Source organism: Lentzea sp. NPDC060358 (assembly GCF_042725365.1).
Lineage (GTDB): Bacteria > Actinomycetota > Actinomycetes > Mycobacteriales > Pseudonocardiaceae > Lentzea.
Genome location: NZ_JBHXCW010000442.1, coordinates 1 through 2,485, shown reverse-complemented (window position 1 = coordinate 2,485; position 2,485 = coordinate 1). Strand labels below are relative to the sequence as shown.

The window sequence follows — 2,485 nt, the reverse complement described above, 5'->3', positions numbered from 1 at the left end:
GCCCCCTCGGCGCACAACCGGGTGTATACACATCCCCGGTTGCAAAGAGGAAGCACAACAGGACCCGCGTCGCGCGAAGCAGTTTCCGCGCCGGTCCTCGGTAGTGGTCGCCTGGTGGGAACGCCCCAGGGGACTTCGATCGAAGACCGGCCTCGTCAAGAACGCGTGAGCGGTGTCCCCAAAGACGAGGAGCACCAAAGTAAATGACGGACACTGAAGTCCACGAGGCGTCTGCCGTAATCGACAACGGCAAGTTCGGCTCGCGCACCATCCGCTTCGAGACCGGACGTCTCGCGCGCCAGGCCGCCGGCAGCGTGGTGGCGTACCTGGACGACGACACGATGCTGCTGAGCGCCACCACGGCGTCGAAGCACCCCAAGGAGCACTTCGACTTCTTCCCCCTCACGGTGGACGTCGAGGAGCGCATGTACGCCGCGGGCCGCATCCCCGGCTCCTTCTTCCGGCGCGAGGGCCGTCCGAGCACGGACGCCATCCTCACCTGCCGCCTGATCGACCGCCCGCTGCGCCCGTCCTTCGTGGACGGTCTGCGCAACGAGATCCAGGTCGTCATCACGGTCATGAGCCTCAACCCGGCCGACCTGTACGACGTCGTGGCGATCAACGCCGCGTCCGCGTCGACGCAGCTCGCCGGCCTGCCGTTCTCCGGCCCGATCGGCGGCGTCCGCGTCGCGCTGATCGAGGGCCAGTGGGTGGCGTTCCCGACGCACGAGCAGCTCGAGAAGGCCGTGTTCGACATGGTCGTCGCGGGCCGCGTGGTCGACTCCGGCGACGTCGCGATCATGATGGTCGAGGCCGAGGCCACCGACAACGTGATCGACATGATCGCCGAGGGCGCCACCGCCCCCACCGAGGAGGTCGTGGCCGCCGGCCTCGAGGCCTCCAAGCCGTTCATCAAGGTCCTCTGCGAGGCCCAGGCGCAGCTCGCCCAGGTCGCCGCGAAGGAGACCGGCGAGTACCCGACGTACCCGGCCTACCAGGCCGACGCGTTCGAGGCCGTCGACTCGGCTGCCGCGGGTGAGCTCGCGCAGGCGCTGACGATCGCGGGCAAGCAGGAGCGCGAGAGCAAGCTCGACGAGATCAAGGCCGCCACGCTCGAGAAGCTGGCGGAGCAGTTCGAGGGTCGCGAGAAGGAGGTCGGCGCCGCGTTCCGCTCGCTGACCAAGAAGCTCGTGCGCCAGCGGATCCTGCGCGACAAGGTCCGCATCGACGGCCGCGGCCTCACCGACATCCGCGACCTGGGTGCCGAGGTCGCCGTGATCCCGAGGACGCACGGCTCGGCGCTGTTCGAGCGCGGCGAGACCCAGATCCTGGGTGTCACCACGCTGAACATGCTGCGCATGGAGCAGCAGATCGACTCGCTGTCCCCCGAGACGCACAAGCGCTACCTGCACCACTACAACTTCCCGCCCTACTCGACCGGTGAGACCGGCCGCGTGGGCTCGCCGAAGCGCCGCGAGATCGGCCACGGCGCACTGGCCGAGCGCGCGCTCATGCCGGTGCTCCCGAAGCGCGACGAGTTCCCGTACGCGATCCGCCAGGTGTCCGAGGCCCTCGGCTCCAACGGCTCGACGTCCATGGGCTCGGTCTGCGCCTCGACCCTGTCGCTGCTGAACGCGGGTGTCCCGCTGAAGGCGCCGGTCTCCGGCATCGCGATGGGTCTCGTCTCCGACGAGGTCGACGGCAAGACCGAGTACGTGGCGCTGACCGACATCCTCGGTGCCGAGGACGCGTTCGGCGACATGGACTTCAAGGTCGCGGGCACCAAGGAGTTCGTGACGGCGCTGCAGCTCGACACGAAGCTCGACGGCATCCCGTCCGAGGTGCTGGCCGCGGCGCTGGGCCAGGCCCGCGACGCGCACTACACGATCCTCGAGGTCATGGCCGAGGCCATCGCCGACCCGGACGAGATGAGCGCCTTCGCGCCGCGCGTCACGTCGGTGAAGATCCCGACCGACAAGATCGGCGAGGTCATCGGCCCGAAGGGCAAGATGATCAACTCGATCACCGAGCAGACCGGTGCCGACATCTCCATCGAGGACGACGGCACGATCTACGTCGGTGCGGCGGACGGCCCCTCGGCCGAGGCCGCGATCGGCATGATCAACGCGATCGCGAACCCGCAGCTGCCGAAGGTCGGCGAGCGCTTCCTGGGCACCGTGGTGAAGACGGCCGCGTTCGGCGCGTTCGTCTCGCTGCTGCCCGGCAAGGACGGCCTCGTCCACATCTCGAAGCTGGGCAACGGCAAGCGCATCGCGAAGGTGGAGGACGTCGTCAAGGTCGGCGACAAGCTCCGCGTCGAGATCGCCGACATCGACCAGCGCGGCAAGATCAGCCTCGTCGTGGTGTCCGAGGAAGACGCCGCGAAGCCGGCCGACGCCCCGGCCGCCACCGAGGACGCTGCTGCCGAGGCGGCTCCCGCGCAGTGAGTGCGACCAGCAACAACGTGACGGCCGCGGGTGCATCC

Annotated in this window: 1 protein-coding gene; it reads left to right on the top strand. The window is 69.0% G+C overall.

Annotated elements, in window-relative coordinates; translation table 11 throughout:
* Positions 1-203: 203 nt before the first annotated feature.
* Positions 204-2,447 (top strand): polyribonucleotide nucleotidyltransferase, encoded by a 2,244-nt coding sequence (locus ACFWGZ_RS40680; protein WP_382456920.1) that lies wholly within the window; start codon positions 204-206, stop codon positions 2,445-2,447.
* The last annotated feature ends 38 nt before the right edge of the window (positions 2,448-2,485 follow it).